This window comes from Mesorhizobium sp. LNHC209A00, assembly GCF_000502915.1.
GTDB lineage: Bacteria > Pseudomonadota > Alphaproteobacteria > Rhizobiales > Rhizobiaceae > Mesorhizobium.
In genome coordinates, this window is sequence record NZ_AYWT01000004.1 from 531,512 (window position 1) to 552,691 (window position 21,180).

The 21,180-nt window shown below is 62.5% G+C and carries 21 protein-coding genes; 9 read left to right on the top strand and 12 right to left on the bottom strand.

Annotated features, from left to right (window positions below; genetic code table 11):
- Positions 1–48: 48 nt before the first annotated feature.
- Positions 49–906, top strand: a complete 858-nt coding sequence (locus X739_RS151710) for a DUF1236 domain-containing protein (protein WP_023771381.1) — start codon at positions 49–51, stop codon at positions 904–906.
- A 162-nt stretch (positions 907–1,068) separates the two neighbouring features.
- Here X739_RS151710 and X739_RS151705 read toward each other — a convergent pair whose 3' ends face one another.
- Positions 1,069–1,680, bottom strand: a complete 612-nt coding sequence (locus X739_RS151705; protein ID WP_023794756.1) for an alpha-ketoglutarate-dependent dioxygenase AlkB — start codon at positions 1,678–1,680, stop codon at positions 1,069–1,071.
- A 162-nt stretch (positions 1,681–1,842) separates the two neighbouring features.
- Between X739_RS151705 and X739_RS151700 the strand changes: the two genes are divergently transcribed.
- A complete protein-coding gene (locus X739_RS151700; protein WP_023771383.1) occupies positions 1,843–2,280 on the top strand; it encodes a GFA family protein in 438 nt (145 codons plus the stop codon).
- A gap of 71 nt (positions 2,281–2,351) precedes the next feature.
- Complete coding sequence (locus X739_RS151695) at positions 2,352–2,552, top strand: KTSC domain-containing protein (RefSeq protein WP_023771384.1); 201 nt, start codon at positions 2,352–2,354, stop codon at positions 2,550–2,552.
- An 11-nt stretch (positions 2,553–2,563) separates the two neighbouring features.
- Here X739_RS151695 and X739_RS151690 read toward each other — a convergent pair whose 3' ends face one another.
- The 3 genes from X739_RS151690 to X739_RS151680 form a co-directional block, all read right to left on the bottom strand.
- Positions 2,564–3,826: a DUF763 domain-containing protein gene (locus X739_RS151690; protein ID WP_023771385.1), complete on the bottom strand. Its 1,263-nt coding sequence runs from the start codon at positions 3,824–3,826 to the stop codon at positions 2,564–2,566.
- A gap of 80 nt (positions 3,827–3,906) precedes the next feature.
- Complete coding sequence (locus X739_RS151685) at positions 3,907–4,515, bottom strand: isochorismatase family cysteine hydrolase (protein ID WP_015316470.1); 609 nt, start codon at positions 4,513–4,515, stop codon at positions 3,907–3,909.
- A 235-nt stretch (positions 4,516–4,750) separates the two neighbouring features.
- Positions 4,751–6,820 carry an FAD-dependent oxidoreductase gene (locus tag X739_RS151680; RefSeq protein ID WP_023771386.1) on the bottom strand — a complete coding sequence of 690 codons (2,070 nt, stop codon included), beginning with the start codon at positions 6,818–6,820 and terminating at the stop codon, positions 4,751–4,753.
- A gap of 224 nt (positions 6,821–7,044) precedes the next feature.
- On the opposite strand from X739_RS151680, the gene argE reads away from it, so the two are divergent.
- Positions 7,045–8,202, top strand: a complete 1,158-nt coding sequence (gene argE / locus X739_RS151675; RefSeq protein ID WP_023771387.1) for an acetylornithine deacetylase — start codon at positions 7,045–7,047, stop codon at positions 8,200–8,202.
- A 15-nt stretch (positions 8,203–8,217) separates the two neighbouring features.
- On the opposite strand, the gene X739_RS151670 is transcribed toward argE, so the two are convergent.
- From X739_RS151670 to X739_RS151650, 5 genes are read right to left on the bottom strand one after another with little or no spacing between them, the layout of a single operon-like run.
- Positions 8,218–9,153 carry a LysR family transcriptional regulator gene (locus X739_RS151670; protein WP_015316459.1) on the bottom strand — a complete coding sequence of 312 codons (936 nt, stop codon included), beginning with the start codon at positions 9,151–9,153 and terminating at the stop codon, positions 8,218–8,220.
- 49 nt (positions 9,154–9,202) lie between these two features.
- Positions 9,203–10,693 carry an aldehyde dehydrogenase gene (locus X739_RS151665; RefSeq protein ID WP_023794757.1) on the bottom strand — a complete coding sequence of 497 codons (1,491 nt, stop codon included), beginning with the start codon at positions 10,691–10,693 and terminating at the stop codon, positions 9,203–9,205.
- A 20-nt stretch (positions 10,694–10,713) separates the two neighbouring features.
- The gene (locus X739_RS151660) at positions 10,714–11,388 is read right to left on the bottom strand and encodes a DUF1028 domain-containing protein (protein WP_023794758.1); all 675 of its coding nucleotides are present in this window, start codon (positions 11,386–11,388) and stop codon (positions 10,714–10,716) included.
- Positions 11,389–11,393: 5 nt separating this feature from the next.
- Positions 11,394–11,810: a RidA family protein gene (locus X739_RS151655; RefSeq protein WP_023782460.1), complete on the bottom strand. Its 417-nt coding sequence runs from the start codon at positions 11,808–11,810 to the stop codon at positions 11,394–11,396.
- 44 nt (positions 11,811–11,854) lie between these two features.
- A complete protein-coding gene (locus tag X739_RS151650; protein WP_023794759.1) occupies positions 11,855–13,129 on the bottom strand; it encodes an NAD(P)/FAD-dependent oxidoreductase in 1,275 nt (424 codons plus the stop codon).
- A gap of 382 nt (positions 13,130–13,511) precedes the next feature.
- On the opposite strand from X739_RS151650, the gene X739_RS151645 reads away from it, so the two are divergent.
- Positions 13,512–15,131, top strand: coding sequence for a GMC family oxidoreductase N-terminal domain-containing protein (locus X739_RS151645; RefSeq protein ID WP_023794760.1), 1,620 nt, complete (start codon positions 13,512–13,514; stop codon positions 15,129–15,131).
- An 89-nt stretch (positions 15,132–15,220) separates the two neighbouring features.
- Here the strand turns inward: X739_RS151645 and X739_RS151640 are convergent, their stop codons facing one another.
- The 3 genes from X739_RS151640 to X739_RS151630 form a co-directional block, all read right to left on the bottom strand.
- Positions 15,221–15,979, bottom strand: a complete 759-nt coding sequence (locus X739_RS151640; RefSeq protein ID WP_023771394.1) for an ABC transporter ATP-binding protein — start codon at positions 15,977–15,979, stop codon at positions 15,221–15,223.
- Positions 15,980–16,101: 122 nt separating this feature from the next.
- Entirely contained in the window at positions 16,102–16,905 is an 804-nt protein-coding gene (locus X739_RS151635; protein WP_023771395.1) for an ABC transporter permease, read from the bottom strand.
- Positions 16,906–16,999: 94 nt separating this feature from the next.
- On the bottom strand, positions 17,000–17,983 hold the full coding sequence (locus tag X739_RS151630; protein ID WP_023782464.1) for an ABC transporter substrate-binding protein: 984 nt from the start codon (positions 17,981–17,983) through the stop codon (positions 17,000–17,002).
- Between the two features lie 498 nt (positions 17,984–18,481).
- On the opposite strand from X739_RS151630, the gene X739_RS1000000168005 reads away from it, so the two are divergent.
- From X739_RS1000000168005 to X739_RS151615, 4 genes are all read left to right on the top strand, one after another.
- Positions 18,482–18,814: a GFA family protein gene (locus X739_RS1000000168005; protein ID WP_280940059.1), complete on the top strand. Its 333-nt coding sequence runs from the start codon at positions 18,482–18,484 to the stop codon at positions 18,812–18,814.
- Between the two features lie 48 nt (positions 18,815–18,862).
- A complete protein-coding gene (locus X739_RS151625; protein ID WP_023771398.1) occupies positions 18,863–19,279 on the top strand; it encodes an HD domain-containing protein in 417 nt (138 codons plus the stop codon).
- A gap of 244 nt (positions 19,280–19,523) precedes the next feature.
- Complete coding sequence (locus X739_RS151620; RefSeq protein ID WP_023771399.1) at positions 19,524–19,781, top strand: hypothetical protein; 258 nt, start codon at positions 19,524–19,526, stop codon at positions 19,779–19,781.
- Between the two features lie 448 nt (positions 19,782–20,229).
- Positions 20,230–20,949 carry a Crp/Fnr family transcriptional regulator gene (locus tag X739_RS151615; RefSeq protein WP_023771400.1) on the top strand — a complete coding sequence of 240 codons (720 nt, stop codon included), beginning with the start codon at positions 20,230–20,232 and terminating at the stop codon, positions 20,947–20,949.
- The last annotated feature ends 231 nt before the right edge of the window (positions 20,950–21,180 follow it).

Sequence of the window (21,180 nt, forward strand, 5' to 3'; positions counted from 1 at the left end):
TCGAAGTTTTACTCCTTGAAGGGACGAACTCTCCGAAGGAGATTTCCTATGAAACATGTTCTCATTACCAGCATGCTTGCGATCGGGCTCGGCTGCGGGACGGCGATGGCTCAGACGCAGCAGCCGGCCGACAGCCAATCAGGAGCTGACACAAATTGCGCTTCCGGCACGACCAACTGCCAGAAGGGCTCCAAGATGAAGGAGCAGGCGCAGGGCACCAAGTCCCAGACTGATCAGCAGGCTCAGGACAAGACCAAGGTCAAGACAGAGGAGCAGGCACAGGGCAAGACCAAGGCCAAGACGGACGAACAGGCCCAGGGCAAGGCCGGCACCAAGACTGACCAGCAAGCCCAGGACAAAACCAAGGTCCAGACCGACCAGCAGGCACAGGGCAAGGCCGGCACCAAGACTGACCAGCAGGCCCAGGACAAGACAAAGGTCCAGACCGACCAGCAGGCACAGGGCAAGGCCGGCACCACGACGGATCAGCAGGCTCAGGGCAAGACAAAGGTCCAGACTGACCAGCAGGCACAGGGCAAGGCTGGCACCACCACGGATCAGCAAGCTCAGGACAAGACAAAGGTCCAGACCGATCAACAGGCCCAGGGCAAGGCCTCCACGGAGGACAAGACCTCGACCGCTTCCATCAACAATGTGACGGTTGAACAGAAGACCCAGATCACTCATGTGATCAGGGAAACCAAGGTCGAGCCGATCGCCAACGTCGATTTCGACGTCTCCGTCGGCATCGAAGTTCCGCGGCACAAGGTCAGGCTGCATCGCTTGCCGGCTCGCATCGTGAAGCTCGTCCCAGCCTACGAGGCGTACGAATATTTCGTTCTCGCCGACGGCCGGATCGTCATCGTCGATCCGGATACATACAAGATCGTGCTGGTATTGACCTAGGCAATTCCAAGGAAAAGTGCGTAGCGGTTTCCGTTCGGAATTGCGTAAAAACAGAGAGTTAGAGCACAAGATCGTTCAACCCGCCCCGCTGCAGGCGGGTCGGGTTGAGCACTAATGGCGAGATGAATACGGAAAGCTTTCGGTGCAAACCTCAGCGCATGCTCAGGGATTGCGAGGCCGCAATGTCCGCCAGGTGATCGAGTAGCGGTGCTCCGCAAGCGGCGGGATGCTGTGCTCCCATTGCGTTCGCGACGGCCCTGTCATGAGATAGGCCGATCTCGGCTCGACGGTGATGGTTCGACGCTCCCATTTAGACCCATTCTTGCGCCGAAGGCGAAAATCGCAGGGCGCCAGCAGCGAAACGCCCGCGACCTCCTCGAAGTGCGGCTTGTCGCGGTGCCAACCGATACCGGCGCCGGGCCGGTATTCGTTGATCAAGACCTGCGCGAAGGTTTCGGCCGGCCGGCGCGCAAAAGCCCCGACCCTTTCGCGTAAGGGCAATAGAAAATCAGGTATCGCCGGTGCCTCGACCACCTCGCGCCGGTCATAATCGTAGCGAAGGCCAAAACCGACGACACGCCGGTTTGCCAGATGACCATGGAAGTCGAAGGCCTTGAAGGGCAGTGCCTCTAGATGACGGACGAGTTCGACTTCGTCTTGTGGCGTGATCAGTCCGGTCCGGTAGGCGAAACCCTCCGGCAGACCATCCTGAGCGGCACCGAAGAGATCATGCTGGGCCACACGGCCGGCTGTTTTCGATTTGAGCGGCGACATTGTGCCTAGATGGTGAAGGCCGGACAACAAGGCAATATGGGAACCGCGCTCGCCTGCCCTGGACACGTCAAACGGAGCAACGGAACCGCGGGGGCAGCGTGAAAGTTTAGGAATGCCGGTTCCGTCGGAGGCGCCGGATATGTTCCAGCCGTGGAGTGCCGGATGCCGCGCGTTGAAACCGGGGCCTGCTTTTGCGGGGCGATTGCCGCCACCATGGACGGTGAGCCTTTCTGGATATGCTACGATCACGATGACGACTGCCGACGGGCCATCGGCAGTCCACTCACCGTCTGGGTCGGGTATCGGCCGAGCCAGTTCAACCTTTCGAGGGGGACGCCAAAGGCCTTTTCCAAGACGCCGGGTGTTATCCGCACTTTCTGTCCCGACTGCGGGAGTTCGATAGGCTATAGCGACGAAGGGCTGCCGGACGAGCTTTATCTGACGATCGGGTTCTTCGACAAACCCGAAGGGCTGCGGCCACAGGCTCATGCCTATTGGGACCTCAGGCTGCCTTGGCTCGACTTTGCCGACAAGCTGCCGCGCATCGAGCGCTATTCAAGGAAACGCGACGCGAAGTTCGGCAACCCACGCGACCGGTAGCGAGGTCGGGTAGCGGCACGGAACCGCACCACGCCTGGCAGGTTTATTTGGCTGAGCCGTCAGGTGACAGCATGCCGTCAACCGTCATTCGAAACACGCAATACGATCCCGCGACCAAGATCCTCTCTGTCTGGTTCGTGCCGCATGGCAACCGCTATGACTATGAGGACGTCGCCCCGGCTACCTATGGCGCGTTCATGCGCGCTCCTTCGAAAGGCCGCTTCTTCAATAAATTCATCAAGGACCACCACAGATATCGTCGCGTGGCGTGATACCCGGCCCGTCACGCCTTCCTGTTCTCGTCGGCGCTCACCTCATCCGGCGCCGGTTCCCAACCAAAGACACTGCGGCCGCCAAGCAGATGCGACTGGTCGAATTCGCCGGCGACAATTTCCTTGAGGCTGGGACCCGTGACGTATCGCTCGACCTGCCGCGACTGGTCGTCGAGCCGCCTCAAGGCGCCGATTTCCTCTTCGCGACCGAGCCTGGCCTTTTGCACGGCTGACTTCAGGACGCCGATCGTCTCGTCATAAACCTTGAGCGGTACAGGGAACGGATGCCTGTCCTTGCCACCATGCGCCAGCGAAAAACGACCCGGATCCGAAAACCGGCACGGCGCGCCATGCACCACTTCGGCAACGAGGGCGAGTGCCCGCACGGTGCGGGCGCCTACGCCCGGAACCAGGAGAAGCTCGGCAAAATCAGCTGGACCTCGCTCGGCGGCAGCGGCCATGTTGCCGTGAAGGCGATGCATCACGACGTCGCTTTCGCGAACGTCATGATGAGCCGGCATGACCAGGTGCGGCAGCAGGGGCTGCACTGGAGCCGGTGCAGTACCGGGCTCCAGCGCGGCGAACTCCCGAAGGATGCGGTCCGGCCCAAGATCCTGGAGCAGGTCAAGCTGTCCCTGGCGCGAGGCTTCGGCGCGGCGGTCGGTCAGGTTGACGATCTCGCCCTGGTTGGCGCCTTCTATGGCGGCATGCGGCTGGTCGACGAAACTCGTCAAACCTTCGGACAGCCAATGATAGCGGCGCGCCACCTTGCTGTCGCCGTTCATGCCTTGCTGCACCACCACCCAGTTGCCGTCGTCGGTAACGATGAAGCCATGCAGATAGAGGTCGAAGCCGTCCTGAACGGCGGCGCTGTCCACCTTGGCGACAAGCCGGCTGGCGGTCGCAAGGCGGGCTCCGTCGAAGCCGATACGCTCACCGATGGCGGCAAGCTCGTGGGGGGTTTTGCGCGAATGCGCGCCACGGCCGCCGCAGACGTGGATGCCGAGTTCGCCGGACAACGGCGTGAGGCCGCGCTTCAAGGCGCCGACGACGCTGGTGGTGATGCCGGACGAATGCCAATCCATGCCCATGACCGCGCCGAAGGACTGGAACCAGAACGGATGCGCCAGACGCCGCAGCAATTCGTTGCGGCCATAGTGATGGATGATCGCCTCGCACATGACGGCACCGAGACGCGTCATGCGGTCGCCCAGCCATTTCGGCACGCGTCCACCGTGAAGAGGGAGATCCGCACTGCCCGATCGTTGCGCCACGTCTTTGCCTGCTCCAGTGTCCGCGATGGGGACAGATAAGCACTACAGACCCCGCAGGGAAGGCCGATGCTACAGTGGCGTCAAGTCCAGTTCGAGAGAACCGTTTCCATCTCGACTGTCTCGACCTGCTGCGCGAAGCGCTGGTGATAGACGGTAAGCAGCGCGTCATGCGTTGCGTCGGAAGAACTGCACAATGCGTCGGTGACGAGCACCACGCGATAGCCGAAATCGATAGCCCCGAGAACGGTGGCCAGGACGCATACGTCGGTTTCGCCTCCCGTGACGACCAGCGTGTCGATCTCGCGTTCCATCAGAAAGGCCCTGAGGCGCCCTTCGAACCAGGGGGAATAGATGTGCTTGTCGATGACTGCCGCCGGCGGACAGTAAGCTGCCAGCGCCGGCAACAATTCGATCATCTCCGGTCCGATATTGTCGATCGCCATCGAGGCCCAGCGCTCATAATAGCGCTTCCATGTACCAGCGCCTTGTCCCGGCCTTTGCGCAGGCAGGAAGCGCGTGAAGACCGTCTGTTCCGCACGCCTTTCGACCAGCCTCTCAATCTGAGGCAAGACACGGGTTATCCAGGGCGTCGCCCAAGGCGACGGTTCGGCAAACAGCTTCTGCATATCCACACAGACATGCATGCACCGGTCGCCCAATGGGCCATAAGCCAAGCCTGGCATCGACATCAACGCATCTCCGGCCGGCGGTGTTCTCATGATTTCCGGCATTGCCATCCGGATACGCAACGCCGCATGCAAGAACTCGTTCCTGTCGAGCTGGACGAAGGCCAGACCTGCCTCGTCATCCACAATCAAGGACCGCGCCCGAGACCAGCGCCAAGGTCGGCCTGCGGGCCGAACCCGGCATCTGCATTTCTCGACAAGGAAGGGCGGGCGATCTGATCTGCAGCGTTCCGGCGTTCTATTCCGCCGCCAGTGCGGCGACTTCCCGCCGAAACGGCAACGCGTCGCCGATGTCAGGTTCGTCCAGCTCTCGGGCGAAGCGGTGGCCAGCATAGGTTGCCCAGGCGATCGGCCCCGGTGCTTCGGCGTCGCCGATGACCTTGATCGAACGGATGCCGCTGTCGGCCCACTCGTTTTCCCGCGCCTTGAGCTCGCGCCAAACGGCGTCGTCCTGATTGCGTGACGTGACCAGGACGGCGGCATCGGCCGCCAGATCCTGTTTCGCGCCCGTGTAGACGCAGGCCGTCACGACGCCACCTGAAGCGACACTCGTGACGGTCCTGTTGAGCACGATATCGACGCCGAGTTCCACCAGGCGGCGGTGAATGGCTCCTTGCTCCAGCGTGTTGCGTGTCCAGTCCGAGACATAGGCCGACGGCGTCACCAGGGTCACCTTCGTTCCCTGACGCGCCATCAGCTCGGCGAGAACGCCGCCCATGTAATAGTGGTCGTCGTCGAACAGCACGACCTTGCCATCCGGAACCTTGCCGGCCATCAGATCGTCGGGTGAGTAGACCGGCATCGCGGCGTCGATCGGCATCGGCACGACATGGGCACGCGCGACGCCGTCGCGGCGCCAGGTCGATCCGGTGGCAATGGCGACGTTCTGGAAGCCGAACGAGAGGATGTCACCGGCCGACAGCCGGCTTTCGAAATAGATGTCGACATCGGGCATCTGGCTGAGCTGATACTGCCGATAGTCGCGCACCCTGCCCCAGGCCGACAGGCCTGGAAGTTTGCTTTCGCGCGCCACGCGCCCGCCAAGCTCGGTGCCCGCTTCCGCGATGGCAACTTCATAGCCGCGCATGCCTAGCGCACGCGCGGCCTCCAGTCCGGCAGGCCCGGCGCCGACGATCAGCACGCTGTCGCTGTCGCCTTTCGCCTGCATGCGCTCAGGATGCCAGCCTTTGCGCCATTCCTCCATGAAGGTCGGGTTCTGCGTGCAGCGCGAGATCGACATGGTCATGTCGCCGGTGATGCAGATGTTGCAGCCAATGCATTCGCGGATGTCCTCGATACGCCCCTCCTCGACCTTCCTCGGCAGGAAGGGATCGGCGATCGACGGGCGCGCGCAGCCGATGAAGTCGAGCGTGCCCGACCTGATCATCCTGACCATCACGTCGGGCGAGGTGAAGCGGCCGACGCCGACGACCGGCTTCGAGGTCAGCTTCTTGATGCCCGATACCAGGCTTTCCTGCGCCGCCTCGTCCTTGAAGCGTGACGGACCCGAGCAATCCTCCCAGGCGCCGTGCGCGAGATCCCAAAGATCGGGCAGTTCGGCATGCATCTCGATCATGTCGCGGACCTCCGAATTGGCGAAGCCGAGTTCACCGATCATCTCGTCCAACGACAGCCTGAGCGTCAGGCCGCATGTGTCGCCGATCGCGTCGCGCCCTTCCTCGATCAGCTCGCTCATCAACCGCGAACGGTTTTCCAGCGAGCCGCCATATTCGTCGCCGCGCTGGTTGGTGGCCGTCGACAGGAAATGCTGGATGATGCCGAAGCCGTGCGCGCCATAGAGGCAGACAAGGTCGAAACCCGCCTGCTTGGCGCGTTTGAAGGCATTGCGGTGCCAGCGGCGCAGGTCGCGTATGTCCTCTCTGTCCATGGCGCGCGCCTGCACCGGATCGTTGGTGAAGGTGCGGATCGGCAGGGCCGATGGCCCGCGCGGCACCTCCTTGGTGTAGAGGTTGGGGCCGTTGATGCCGGAATAGGCGAGCTGGATGCCGGCCAGCGCCCCGTGCTCGTGCATGGCCTCGGCCATCTTGGCCAAGGCCGGAATGTCGGCGTCGTCCCATAGCCGCAGTTCGATGAAAGGCGTGATCTCGGAGGTATGGTGCATCTCCGTCTGCTCGGTGAAGATGACGCCCCAGCCGCCTTCCGACTTGATGCGGCGCATCTCTGCCGCCGCCGATGGATCGCGATAGCCACCGCCATTGCAGTGCGGAACCTGATAGAAGCGGTTCTTGGCCGTCACCGGACCTATCTTCATCGGCTCGAACAGGATGTCGTAGCGTGGGTCGCGCATGTAGCTTCCTCCCTGCCGGCTCGGCACCGCCGGTGCTGCCGAGACTACTCATAAGTTGGAGCCGGCGCGGGAAAACTACGGATTTCTTCTGTGCCGATTAGGACACGCCTAATCGCGCGCGCCGGCGCGAATTAGTCTGCGTTGAACCGGGGCTGAGCGAAATGCGACTTCAGAGCATCGGCGGCATGATGCTAGACAGCCAGAACCCGACCGAGAGACAGAAAATGGACAGCATCAGAATTCTCGAACGGCTGATCGCATTCCCCACGGTGAGCCGCGACTCGAACCTCGACCTGATCGGTTATACGGCCGACTTGCTCGAAGCAAGCGGCGTTGCCTGCCAGATCGTCCACAGCGCCGACAGGCACAAGGCCAATCTCTTTGCCACCATTGGCCCGGCAGGCAGACCCGGTGTCATGCTGTCCGGCCACACCGACGTGGTTCCCGTGGACGGCCAAGACTGGACGCTGCCTCCATTCGAAATGACCGAGCGCGACGGCAAGCTTTATGGGCGCGGCGCGGCGGATATGAAGGGTTTTGTGGCCTCTGCGCTCGCGACCTGCATCAAGGCCTCCAGGATGGCGCTTCGGACGCCGTTGCATCTGGCGCTCTCATGTGACGAGGAAGTCGGCTGCCTGGGCGTGCGCGACCTGATCGAAATGCTGAGTGCGGCGCCGCAGCGCCCGCTGCTGTGCATCGTCGGGGAGCCGACCAACATGCAGGTGGCGACCGGGCACAAGGGCAAGCTTGCCGCTCGCGCCGTCTGCAGGGGACGCGAAGGCCATTCGGCGCTCGCCCCGCTGGCGCTCAATGCAATCCACCTCGGGTGCGATTTCGTGCGCGCCTTGCGTGACGAACAGGAACGGCTGGCCCGCGACGGCGCCCGCGACGGCGACTACGACATTCCCTACACGACGGTTCATGTCGGCAAGATCAATGCCGGCGTCGCGCTCAACATAGTGCCCAACCTCTGCCACGTCGATTTCGAGATCCGCAACATTGCCGCCGACGACGCCGCCAGCATTCTCGACAGGCTGCGCGCCGCGGCGGTGCGCATTGCCGAGGACGCCGCTTCGACCGCGGCAGAGGCAGCAATCGACATCGAGATCACCAACACCTATCCGGGCCTCGACACGCCGGCCGCATCGGAGGCGGTGGCTTTCGTCAAGTCGCTGACCGGTGCCAACGACACGATGAAAGTCGCGTTCGGCACGGAGGGCGGATTGTTCAGCCGCGATCTCGGCACGCCCGCAGTCGTTTGCGGGCCGGGCTCCATGGCGCAGGGACACAAGCCCGACGAATTTGTCAGCGTCGAACAGCTGCGGCGTTGCGACGCGATGCTGGACAGATTGCTGGAACGGCTCACGGACGGCTGGCCGTGAGCCGCATGGCAGGCCTCACTTCACGATGCGCTCGGTACCGAAGACGCCCTGCTCGACGACGAAGCGGCGACAGTGGTCGATGAAGGCCTGCACCGTCAGCGTGCGATGCTCGGCGTTCGGCAGCGCAATTCCTATGGTCAGCGGCCTGAGGTCGCCCAACAATGGCACAAAGACCAGTAATTTGCCGTCCGGCGACATGGTGTTGAGCGGCCGCATATTGGCGATGCCGTAGCCGAAGCCGTTGGCGACCATCGAGCGCATCACGGCGATGTCGCCGGTGCGCTCGACGATCTTGGGCCGCAGGCCCCTAGGCTGGAAAGCCGACAGGAAATATTCCCTGCTGTAGGGCAGGTCAAGCAGCACCATCGGCTCATCGACCAGCTCCTCGGGCGTGATACCTGCCTTCGCCGCCAGCCGATGCGCGGCCGGCAGCATGACATAGGCCGGCAACTGCATCAGCGGCTCGAAAGTCATGTCTTGCGACAGCTCCAGATCGTAGGTCAGCGCGGCGTCTATCTCGCCACGTTGGAGCATCTCGAACAGTTGCCCCTGGTTGCGCTCGAATTGCCTGACCCGCACATCGGGATAGGCGTCCTCGAATTTCTTGCGCAGCGCCGGCAACACGATCTGAGCGAAAGTGAGTAGGCAGCCGATCGCCAGTGGTCCGCGTACCTTTTCGGCGATATCCCCGGCAATGTCGTGCAGCGCGTCCGCGTCGTTGAGCAGACGCGCGGCTTCCTTGAGGAAGAGGCGCCCGCCCGCCGTCAGCGCCAGCGCATGCGAATGCTTGCGCACGAAAAGCTGCACGCCGAACTCGGCTTCGAGCTGAGCGATCGACGCCGAGATCGATGGCGGCGAGACATTCACCTGCTCGGCCGCCTTGGCGATCGAACCCGCTTCGCCAACGGCGACGAAATATTCGAGTTGTCTTAGGGTGAAGCGAAGCGGCATGGTGGCTATGTTGCCGGTTTGCGGCCGGCGATCAAGTCGCGGCCGCTTCTCAATATTTGATCCAGGTTGTCTTCAGCGCGGTGTACTTGTCGAGCGCGTGCAGCGACAGGTCGCGCCCGAAGCCGGACTGCTTGAAACCGCCGAAGGGAGTCATCGGGCTCAGCGCATCGACGGTGTTCACGGAAACCGTGCCCGCGCGCAGCCTTTCCGCCAGACGATGCGCCCGCGACAGGCTGTCGGTCCACAGCGATGCGGCCAGGCCGTAGACGCTGTCGTTGGCGATGCGAAGCGCCTCGTCTTCGGTGTCGAAGGCGATCACCGACAGGACCGGACCGAATATCTCGTCGCGCGCAAGCGGGTCGTCGGGCGAGACGTCGTCGAAGATCGTGGGCTGCACAAAACTGCCGCGCCCGCCGACGGTAACCCGGTCGCCGCCGGTCACCAGCCGTGCCGACTTCTTGCCGCCATCGACGAAACGCATGACGGTCGCGGCGTGGCGCGCGTCCACCATCGCACCCATCCTGGATGCAGGGTCGAGCGGATCGCCGGGCTGGGTCGCCGTCGCGCGCTGCGCCAGTTTCTCGAGCAGCGCATCCTTGATGCCGCGCTCCACCAGAAGCCGGGAGTTGGCCGAGCATACCTGTCCCTGGTTGAAGAAGATGCTGAAGGCGGCCATGTCAGCTGCCGCGTCCAGATCACCGCAATCGGCGAACACCAGATTGGGGCTCTTGCCACCGGTCTCCAGCCAGACCTGCTTCATGTTCGACTGGCCGGAATATTGCAGGAACATCTTGCCGACAGCGGTCGATCCGGTGAAGGCAAGGCAATCCACGTCCATATGGCGGCCAAGCGCCTGTCCGGCCGTCTCGCCGAGGCCGGGCACCACATTGAGCACGCCGGCGGGCAGGCCTGCTTCCATGGCAAGCTCGGCCAGCCTGAGCGCCGAGAAAGGCGACTGCTCGGCGGGTTTGAGCACCACCGAATTGCCGGCAGCCAGCGCGGGCGCGCATTTCCAGGTTGCCATGTCGAGCGGAAAGTTCCACGGCACGACGGCGCCCACGACCCCAAGCGGCTCCCGCCGTACCAAAGCAAGGTCACCTCGGGCCGTCGGCGCCACCTCGTCATAGACCTTGTCTATCGCTTCGCCGTACCACTGGAAGATCGCCGCCGACCCCGGCACGTCGACGGTCGCTGCGTCCTTGACCAGTTTGCCCATATCAAGAGATTCCAGCAGCGCGAGCTCCTGCAGGTTCTCACGCAGCAATTCCGCCAGCCGCAGCAGCACCTGCTTGCGATGCCGAGGGCTCGCTCTCGACCAGACACCGACCTCAAAACTGCGACGTGCCGCGGCGACGGCAAGGTCGATGTCCTCTTCGCCGCAGGAAGCCACCTCGGCGAGCGTTGCTCCCGTGGCAGGATTGATGCTGGTGAATGTTCTGCCGGAACACGCGGGCAATGCCTTGCCGTCGATGAACGCCCTGTCGCGAAAACGGATAGCCGAGGCTTTGCCGATCCAATCCTTATGACTGAGTTCGTGCATGCCGGCTCCAGATTGTCGAACTACTCATCACCGGGAACGCCGTAGCTTGGCGCACCGGACGGGTTGAGGGCGCGCGTGACATAAGCATCGAGCTGGGGCTTGTAGATGTCCCACAGCATTGCCAGCTGCTCGATCGGACACCCTTCGGTCCAGTCGCAACGCAGGTCGGCGACGGGCCATGACACATCGCGTACCAGTTTCATGCCGGCGGAGCGGACAGGCCCCGCCTCGCCGCCGGCCTCGAGTGCGGCTCGCATGGTGACGATCAGCCGGTCGCCGAGATCGCCTTCGGAGGCGAGAAAGGCGTCCACCATGGCTTGCGGAACCCTATCGCTGGCAAGCAGGTTGCCGCCGCAGGCGACGTCCTCGCCGCGTGCCTCGCTCCAGATGCCAAGCGCTTTCGGTCCCGAATGGATCGCGCTGCCGCCCGCCTTGTCGACCGCCAGGACCTGCCGGTATTCGCTGAAAGCGGCCGTACGCTTCAGGATCGCGACGGCTTCGGCGGCGGAGGCGCCTCGCGCCATCAGTTCCAGCGCCCGTGGCCCGAGCGTCGGGTCCGTGACATTCTGGCTGGCAACGGCGCCGACGCCTGCCTGTGCATAGGCGCAGCGGGCCGCGACCGCGGGAGATGATGAGGATATCGCCACCCCGAACATACCGGTGCGCCGGCACCGTGCGACGATGGAGAAGGTCATGGCGCTCAGTCCGGAATTACGGCCGTGCCGTCGATTTCGACCAGCCATTCCGGCCGCGCCAGGGCCGACACGACAAGGCCGGTCGAAACCGGATAGACGCCCTTGATGTATTCGCCCATCGTCCGGTAGACGGCTTCGCGATGGCGCACATCAGTCAGGTAAATCACCACCTTCACCAGATGCTCCATGGTGCCGCCGCATTCCTCAATGAGCTGCTTGATGTTCTGCATCACCTTGTGCGTCTGCTCGACCGGATCGTGGCTGGCGATATTCGTGGCGGTATCGAGATCCTGCGGGCACTGCCCGCGCAGATAGATCGTCCGGCCACCCCGTGTGACGACTGCCTGACACAGATCGTTGTCGAGCTTCTGCTCGGGATAGGTGTCCTTCGTATTGAAGGTACGAATTCGGGTATGCTTCATCTTGATCTCCATCAGGTCGGGCTCGCGGCAGCCGTCGGCGGCGGTCAGGCGTCCACGGTTTCGCGCTTAGCGGCGGCGTGATAAGCGAGATATTTGCGCTGCGTCGAAATACGGTCGGCCACGTGCTTGGCATCGTGCCACACGCCCCAGATGAAGCTCGATCCCCTGCGTGACTGCCAGGGCAGTCCCAGGAAATAGATCCCCGGCTCGGTCGAGACGCCGCGCTGGTGCCTTGGCCGGCCCTGCTCGTCAAAGGCATCGACCTTGAGCCAGCTGTAATCGGCGGCAAAGCCTGTCGCCCAGATGATCGAACTTATCCCGGCTTCGGCCAGATCGAGCTCGAGGATCGGATTGGTCACGCAGTCCGGGTCAGGGCCGATCCGGCGGGCAGCGGGTTCTTCGGGAAGGTCGAGACCGTTGCGCGCGACATAGGCGTCGGCCTCGTCCAGCAATGCCATCAGATTGGCATCACCGCGGGCGATGTTTTTGGCAAGATCGGGCGCGAAGGTCATGGCACCGTCCTGGTACGCCCTCGTCATGCCGACGAGCGTAAGCCCCTGCCCCGCCAGACGGCGAAAATCGATCGTTTCTCCGCCCCGCGCGCCGCTCACCGCGATCGTGACATGCTCCGTGCCGGGTCCGGGAGTTTCGAGGTCCCATTTGCCGAGAACGCCCAGCCACCAACAGAAGTCGCGGCCGCGATAGGCGCGCGGCGGGCGGTCGTGCGCGCCGACCGAGAGATGGACGCGTTTGCCAGCACGCTGGAGTTCGTCCGCGATCTGGACGCCCGAGGATCCCGCGCCGACCACAAGCACCGCGCCTTTCGGCAATTGCGCGGGATTGCGGTAGGCGCTGGAGTGGATTTGCAGGATGCCGGCATCGGCAGGAACGACGGGCGGGATGACCGGGACCTGGAAAGGGCCAGTCGCCGCGACAACGCTGTTGGCCTCGATCATGCCATCGGACGTCTCGACTCGGAATCCGGGCCGGCCGACATTTCTTTGCACGGACCTGACCTCGACGCCGCAGCGGACCGGCGCATTGATCTGCTTTGCGTAAGCGACAAAATAGTCGGCGACCTCTTCCTTGGAGGGGAAGCCATCGGGGCCTGTCACAGGAAATTCCATGCCCGGAAAGCGGTCGTGCCAGGCCGGGCCATTGGCAACCAGGGAGTCCCACCGCTGCGAGCGCCAGCGCTCGGCGATGCGACCGCGTTCGAGAACGAGATGCGGCACCCCGCATTTGCTCAGGTGCTCGCTCATGGCCACCCCAGCCTGGCCGCCACCAACGACAAGCGTGTCTATCGTCTCAACCGACATGCCCAGTCCTTTTCTGACCATCCGACAGCTCCCGCCGCACGTGATGAAACCGATTTCCGGCGGCCGGCAAACGCAGCCCCGGGAGATCCATTTCTCCGTGTTCCGGACAAGCCGTGCGCCATCCGGTCGCCTCCCTATTGGCGCTCACAAGTAGCAGCACGTGCCGGTGGGCGCCCATAACGAATCTCCGAAGTCACGCGTAACCATTTCCGAATTTCTCATGCCGGTGGTCGCATCTACAGTTTCAGCGGCCGGATCCGCAGCGCCGAATGAGCTGGCGGCGAAGCCGGGCACGTGTCGGCACGGAATCGTTGCGGAACAGGAGCAGCCTCGCAGCGGCCCGTTCGGCAATGCCACGAGCCGGCATTCTCGAGGGGCTGGCATGAAGACTGAGAGCTATGACTATATTGTCGTCGGCGCGGGTTCGGCCGGGTGCGTGGTGGCCAATCGGCTGAGCGCCGATCCGGCGGTCAGGGTGTGCCTGGTAGAGGCAGGCAGCAGCGACAACAGCCCGCGGGTAAGGATTCCGGCGGGCATTCTGTCGCTCTATGGCAACCCGAACTACGACTATTGTTTCGTCGGCGTGCCGCAACCCCATCTCAACAACCGCAGCATTCCGGTCAACCGGGGCAAGGCGCTGGGCGGATCGAGTTCGATCAACTCGATGGTCTATATTCGCGGCGCGGCGCAGGACTATGACGAGTGGGCCGGGCTCGGCTGCGCCGGCTGGGCTTACAACGACGTGCTACCAGTGTTCAGGAAGCTGGAGCGCAACCTGATCGCCCAGGACCCGCGCTATCACGGCGCGGACGGCGAGCTCATGGTCGACAATCCGCGCGATCCGAACGTGCTTTCCGCCATGTTCGTCCTGGCCGGCGAACGTGCCGGCCTGCCCGCCAACGAAGACTTCAATGCAGAGAGCCAGTTCGGCGTCGGGATCTACAACGTCACCCAGAACCGGGGCCAGCGCTTCAGCAGCTTCACCGCCTTCATGCGTCCGGTGCTCCATCGCGGGAACCTCACGCTGCTCAGTGCATGCGAGGTGGTCGACCTTGTCATTGCCGAAGGGCGCGCCACCGGCCTGCGGGTGCGTCACGACGGCGAGCAAAAAATACTCGCGGCCAGCCGCGAGATCGTGCTCTGTGCCGGGGCCATCAACTCGCCCAAGATCCTGATGGCATCCGGCATCGGCCCCGCGGACGAGCTGCGGCAGATCGGCATCACGCCGATTCTCGATCTGCCCGGTGTCGGGAAGAACCTGCAGGACCATGTCGACGGCATGATCACCGTGCGCTCCAGGAGCACCAGGACGCTCGGCCTGTCGTTTGCCAACCTGCCCCGCATCGCGGCAGCGCCTTTCCAGTATTTCGCGCGCCGAAAGGGAATCCTCACGACCAACTATGTCGAGGCCGGCGGCTTTGCGAAGACTCGGCATGCGAACGGCCTGCCCGACATTCAGTTCCACTTCGTGCCGGGCTATCGCAGCCATCGCGGCAGGCTCATCGAATATGGCCACGGCTACGCCATTCACACCTGCGTTCTCAGGCCGAAAAGCGTGGGCGAGATCAGATTGTCACAGGACAGTTCTCGCCGCGACGTTCTCATCGATCACCGCTTCTTCGCGAACGAGGACGACGCCATGGTGCTTGTCGAAGGCATCAAGATCGCGCGCAATATCCTCGCCGCATCCGAGTTCGATGCGGTGCGTGGCAAGGAAATGCTTCCGGGCAAGGATGTCGGTAGCGACGACGAGATCCTAGCCTATCTGCGCGCCGAAGCGCTGACCGTCTACCACCCTGTCGGAACCTGCAAGATGGGGACGGACGCGATGGCGGTCGTTGATCCGGCGACGCTGAAAGTGCGAGGCATGAACGGGCTCCGGGTCGCCGATGCGTCAGTCATGCCGAAGCTGATCGGCGGCAACACGAACGCGCCAAGCATGATGATCGGACAGAAGTGCTCGGAGATGATCCTGGGCTCGGCGCGTCGCGGCGAAAGATAACGATCCGCCCAGCCTTTCAACATCGTAGGGAGTTCAGCATTGGCAACGCCGAGCTGCCTACGACCGTTTGTGTTTCCTCGAGATTGCTCTCAAAGATCCTCATCGATCTCGTCATGCAAGAGGCCGAGGATGCGGCGCTTGAGAGCGATGAACTCGGGTTCGAGGATCACATCCATCGAACGCGGCCTTGGGATGTCGACCTTGATCTCGGCCTTGATCTTGCCGGGCCGGGCCGTCATCACCAGGACGCGATCGCCCAGGACCAGTGCCTCGTCTATATCGTGAGTAACGAACAGCACCGTCTTTTGCTGCCGCTCCCAGACGCGCAACAGCAGTTTTTGCATGGTGCCGCGCGTCTGACTGTCGAGGGCGCCGAAGGGTTCGTCCATCAACAGAACGGCCGGATCGTTGGCAAGGGCGCGCGCGATCGCCACACGCTGCTTCATGCCGCCGGAAAGCTGGGCGGGGTAGTGGTCGGCAAAGGGCGCGAGGCCGACTTCGTCGAGATACTGGTCGACGATCTGCTTGCGCCGCCCCGCCGGCAGGCCCTTGCGCTTGGGTCCATACTCGATGTTGGCGCGCACGGTGAGCCAGGGGAACAAAGTGTAGCTCTGGAACACCATGCCTCTGTCGGGGCCCGGTTCGATCACTTCCCTGCCATCGACCTTGATGCTGCCCGAAGTCGCGTCATTGAGGCCGGCCGCAAGGTAGAGCAGGCTCGATTTGCCGCATCCCGAAGGGCCGACGATGACGCAGAATTCGTTCTTGGCCACCTTCAGCGACACATCGTCCAACGCCAGCACGCCGTTGGCGTCGCCGTAACGCAATGTCACGTCCTCAACGGCCATCGTCGTGCCGGTCGAGCGCGGATCGCCGGTCGTCGCGGCCGTGCCGGCCAGATCGTTCGCCTTGATGGTCTCGCTCATTGCTACCCTTGATCCGACTGCGGTTTGCGAGCTTGCGTTCAAAATCAGGATGCCCATGGCGCGACCCTGGCCCTGATAACACGGAACGCCGTATCGGTGATAAGGCCCAGAAGCCCGATCGCGGCGATTGCCATGAAGATCACATCGACCTGGAAGCCTCGCATCGCCTTCAGGCTGATATAGCCGAGGCCGCTCGACGCGGCGACGAGTTCGGCCACGACCAGATAGGTCCAGGCCCAGCCCATGGTGACGCGAAGCGTGTCGAGGATGGCTGGAAGCGCGGCCGGGAAAATGACGTGCCACACCGCTTCGCTGCGCTTGGTGCCCAGAGTGTAGGAGGCGTTGACCAGGTCCCTGGAGACGCTGCGCGCACAGTCGGAAATCATCACGAGCTGCTGGAAGAAGGTGCCGAAGAAGATGACCGCTATGCGCTGTTCGATACCGATGCCGATCCAAAGGATGAACAGGGGCACGAAGGAGGTCACAGGCAGGTAGCGGATGAAGTTGACCAAGGGCTCCAGCGGCGCCTGCACCACCCGGTAGGTCCCCATCCACAGCCCCAGCGGCACCGAGATCAGCGAGGAGACGATGAAGCCCAGGATCACCACCTTGGCGCTGGTCAAAGTGTGGTAGAAAAGGCTGCCGTCCAGGGACATGCGATAGGTCGTCTGCAGCACGGTTCCCGGCGTCGGCAGGAACATGTTCGGCACCACGCGGCCATAGGACAGCAGCGCCCAGCCGCCGATCACGACCACCCACATCGCCAGCGCGAGTGTCGTTGCCGTGCTGGCGGGAATGTTGGCGAATGGGGTCGTCAGGCGTGTCCACGCCGTCCGCCTCTGTGCCATGGCATGGCCTCCGTTGATTTTCTGAAGCGCGAAGCTCTGGCCTTTTGGGAAACCGGGTTCGGCCAGGCGGACCGACCCCGGCTATCCCGGAGGCTCACTGTTCCCTGATGAAATCGGTGTCGAGGATGGTTTTCGCGTCGATCGTCATCTTGAGCTTGCCGGCCTTGCCCCAGATGTCCTGCGCGAAATTCACCAGCTCGGACGCCTCGCTCTTTTCCGGCGTGCCGAAGAATTCCAGGTTGCGATCACGATCGTAATAGCGCACGCCCTTGGCGCCGGCGGCGAAATCCTCGGGCTTTTCGAGATAGCCGCCAATGCCCTTGGCCATGATCTCATAGGCCTTTTCCGGATTGGTCTTGATGTATTCAACCGCTTTGTAATAGCCCTTGACGAGGGCCTTTACGTCCTCGGGATGCTTTTCGATCAGATCGCATTTGAGGGCGATCACATCCACGATTAAGCCAGGGGTGGTCGTGGAATCGATCAACACCTTTCCCTTGCCGCCCTTGCGGACTTCGGTAAGGTGCGGCTCCCACGTCACGGCGGCGGGAACCTGGCCGGCGATGAAGGCGGTCGCCGCGTCGTCGGCGGTCATGTTGGTAATGGTAACGTCGTCCTCGGTCATGCCTTCCTTTTTCAGGAGCACGTTGAACCAGAATTCGGAAACGGAGCCCTCGTTCAAGGCCACCTGCTGGCCCTTCAAATCCTTGAGCGACTTGATCTCGGGCTGCGTGACGACGCCATCACCGCCGTGGCTGTCGTCGAGCGCAAGAACGTATTTGAAGCAGAGATCGTCCGAGCGGTACTTCATCAGCTCGTCGACGGTGGAGGCGGCGCCATCGAGATCGCCGCCGGCGACCGCAGCCATGTAAAGCGCTGATTCTTCTATGACCTTCAGGTCGACGTCGACGCCGGCCTCCTTGAAGTAACCAAGGTCGCGGGCAAGAAACAGCGGCCCGTAACCTACCCAGGTCGTCATGCCGAGACGGATGGCGCCCGCATCGGCGGGAGCTGCAAGTCCCAGGCCCAGCAGGCCTGCGCCGACCGCGCCCATCAGGCAGTTTCGAAATGTCTTCATTGCCGTGGTTCCCCTATGGCTGTTGCCGGCATCGGCCTCATTCTCGCGGCCTATGCCGGTTGCGTTTCGGCAGCCGCTCTTGTTTGGGCGTCGCCTCCCAGCGAGCCTTGCGTGTTCTAAGGTTCGCAACAGAGCATCCGGGCCGGATCGCAAAAAGAAGTCTTTTTCTGCCCATTGCTTCGTCGAAACCGAAGCGGCTCGATAGCCGATCGGCGGCCTGGCTCTGGATCCTGGCTGGCCCATTTTCCGCAAGGTCGCCGACCGAAGCGGCCTTGATGGCACGGCGCTGGAAAAGACAAGCGCCTCGTGCGCGAACTCGCTCCTGCGGGGCACAGGAACCGACGAGGGCGGCCGACGTTTTCGCCAGATGAACGAAGCTGCCCGCACGGGATTGGAGAGCCTGCCAAAACGCAGGCCCATCGGACTGGAGCCAAGGTGGAACTGAACGGCGGATGTCTTTGCGGCCGGATTCGCTTCAACGTCACAAGCGAACCGAGAGTGCACTATTGCCATTGCGATATGTGCCGGCGCGCGACCGGCAGTGCATTCGCGGTCCTGGCGTGGGTTCCTACGCCAGACCTGACCTGGATCGACGCCACTCCCTCCTATCGCCGATCTTCACCAATCGCCCAAAGGGGGTTCTGTCCTGCCTGCGGATCGCCGCTCAGCCTTGCCTATGACGTTTCGCCCGGGGAAATAGCGCTGCATGTCGGCACATTCGACGACCCAGCGCGGCTGGAGCCTCGGTACAATTACGGATCAGGGCAGCGGCTTGGCTGGGTCTGCTGCGGCGTGGACTTGCCGCACCGCGAAACCGAGGAACGCTGGTAGCTCTGAAGGCAACGCGGATCGCTGGCCGAAAGGGTGGAGATGGATGCGATGAGTATTTTTTATCGGGCGGCCAAGATTGCGGAGCAGGCGCATGCATCGCAGCACGACAAGACAGGAGGACCCTATATCGACCATTGCCGTCGAGTAGTCGACGCCGTCGAAACGATAGACGAGAAAGTTGTCGCCTATCTGCACGACGTCCTGGAAAAAAGCGAAGGCTGGAGCCGAGCCAAGCTCGAGGAGGCGGGCTTTGGACCGACGATCGCCGCTGCGGTCGATGCCATGACACGCAGAGAAGGCGAGGACTATTTCGCATTCGTACGCCGGGCCGCATCGAACCCATTGGCGCTGCCGGTAAAACGGGCGGATCTCACCGACAATATCTGGCAATCACGGCAGATCGGAGCATCCACGGCCAAGTATGAAGAAGCATTGCGCATTCTTGACGACGAGTTCAGCAAGTGAATGCCGGAATACTGGCGGCAATCGCGTCATGGCATCCGACAGGCGCCACTGGTCGATGCCCTGTAGTCGCGCGATGCTAAGATGCATGGGTTACGGAAACCAACTCGTTTGGTAATTTTCGTACCAACGTTTTTTCGTGACACGCTGGGTGGGTGGTTTTATGAATCGACGACCGATCCGCGTCCGGCATGCCTTCTGGTGCGCAATGCCTGGCCGCCTTCGGATCGCTTCCAAGGTGACGCCCATGCGGGAATTGCCGAAAGACATTGACGCCGATGTGGTGATCGAAATCAGCAGATTGCTGGACGACAGCGCGCTTTTCGCGCCTGTCCGCGTTCATGAACTCACAGCAAGGGTAAGGCAGAAAGTGAAGACGGGGTTGCCGGATCGTTCGATCGAAGAGTTGATCGTGGAAATGGCTTCCTTGCGTCGATTGGCCATGGCCTTTGAACTGCCCGGATCGGAAAATGTGGTCCAAATTCCACAGCGGCTCCCACGCTGACCCGCATCAAGGTCACGCGCTGCACCCGGCGGTCAGGAAAAGCGATGCCTCGAACACCTGGGCGCCCGCCTCATTGCGCACCTTGCCGGTATCTTGACCAACTCGCGATCCGGCAGTTCATCGCGAGCGACTTTCTGCGAAATGCGAATGGCTTCCGCCCTCGCCTGTTCTCGCGATTCAAACGGCTGGTCATCGTCGTCGGGTACGAGGCCGTCACCGTTATAGAGGTAGAAATGAGACCGTTTCATTTTCGGGGCAGCCTTGGACACCTCTAGCGTGCTAATACCTGGCGACACTGGTGGTTCCCGCTCCGGCGCTTGCGCCAGAATACGCGCAGGCTGCCGATGATAGGGTCCGCCATCTTCCGAAGGCCTAAGGTCCGGCTGCTATCCTTGCGTCCAGGACATCTGGCGATCGGCGTTTCAACCCCGATCGCCTCGAGGCTATGATGTTAGAGTCTCTCTATCTGCAACTCGGCCAACACGACACTTTGTCGGACGTCGAGAAGGTCTTGTTGGCCGAAACGGTTGTTTTCGGACGCGAGTTCGAAAAGGGGCAAGATGTGGTCAAAGCGGGGTCCCGGCCAACCTATAGCACCATGCTGCTGGATGGCCTGGCGGCACGCTACAAGGTGCTCGAGGGCGGCGGTCGGCAGTTCACGTCCTTGCAGGTGCCCGGCGACTTCGTCGATCTCCACGCCTTTTTGCTCAAGACCATGGATCACGGCATCATCGCGCTGTCGCCTTGCCGGGTGATGTACGCGGATCACAACAAGCTGAAAGCTATTACGGAACAGGCCCCTCATCTGACCCGGCTGTTGTGGCTCGATACGCTGGTCGATGGCGCCATACATCGCGAATGGATCGTGGCAATGGGCCGCCGCTCCAGGACCTCGCATCTGGCCCATCTCATCTGCGAACTGTTCGTACGCCTGCAGGCGGTGAAACGCACCAACGGAATGAGCTTCCACCTACCGCTGTCACAGACTGAAATGGCCGACGTGCTTGGGTTGTCGGTCGTGCACATGAACCGGGTGATCGGCGGCTTGAAAAAGATCAAGGTAGTTAACTGGACGAACCATATGGTCACCATTCTGGACTGGGACCAGCTTGCCAGGCTTGCCGAGTTCGATCCTACCTATCTGAGCATCAACAACGAACCGAGATGAGCAGCCTTAAACTCAGTTACGAGGCGGATTGCTCCACCAACTCAAGCGGCCGGGGTTACGAGCGGGCCTTGTCCTTCCCTACGGGTGGATAGCGCCTGATTTGGCGGCAAGCCGGTCCAGCAGCTTGCGCGATTCATCGATTACGCATCGCGTCTTCAATATCCGAGCGAAGATCGCAATCTGTGCCGCCGCCCTCCGTTGCTATAGGCGCGCACTTTCATTGAGGAAGCA